This window comes from Roseivirga sp. UBA838, assembly GCF_002296035.1.
GTDB lineage: Bacteria > Bacteroidota > Bacteroidia > Cytophagales > Cyclobacteriaceae > Roseivirga > Roseivirga thermotolerans.
This window is the reverse complement of the sequence record NZ_DBHC01000007.1, coordinates 1-601: the sequence shown is the minus strand read 5'-3', so window position 1 is coordinate 601 and position 601 is coordinate 1. Positions and strand designations below refer to the sequence as shown.

The 601-nt window shown below is 40.9% G+C and carries 1 CRISPR repeat array.

Annotation, left to right across the window (positions count from 1 at the left end):
* Positions 1-52: 52 nt before the first annotated feature.
* Positions 53-550: direct repeats of the CRISPR family, unit length 36 nt; unit sequence CCTCAGCTAAGATACAATTTGAATGCTAGTCACAAC.
* Positions 551-601 lie beyond the last annotated feature (51 nt).

Below are 601 nucleotides of genomic sequence, written 5' to 3'. Positions count from 1 at the left end.
CAATTTGAATGCTAGTCACAACAAACACCGTTCCCTCATCAGCATTAGGTAGCCTCAGCTAAGATACAATTTGAATGCTAGTCACAACTAGTTATAATGCCTGTAGGCTGGGAATTGCCCTCAGCTAAGATACAATTTGAATGCTAGTCACAACTAAACTCAGATTCATGAATAAAACTGTAATCCTCAGCTAAGATACAATTTGAATGCTAGTCACAACGTTAAGGTGTTTATGTCTGTCCATGCCGCACCTCAGCTAAGATACAATTTGAATGCTAGTCACAACTCGAGAACAGCCCGGGCCGTGTTGGCTACACCTCAGCTAAGATACAATTTGAATGCTAGTCACAACGTGCAGAGGGTGCTCTTTGTACTCTTCTCTCCTCAGCTAAGATACAATTTGAATGCTAGTCACAACGATGTCTCCTTGCAGACCTGTAAGCATTCTCCTCAGCTAAGATACAATTTGAATGCTAGTCACAACACTACTATCATCTGAATGTCATGCTGCATCCCTCAGCTAAGATACAATTTGAATGCTAGTCACAACACATAAGTAGCTCTTTATGATCAGGATTCTCCTCAGCTAAGATACAATTTG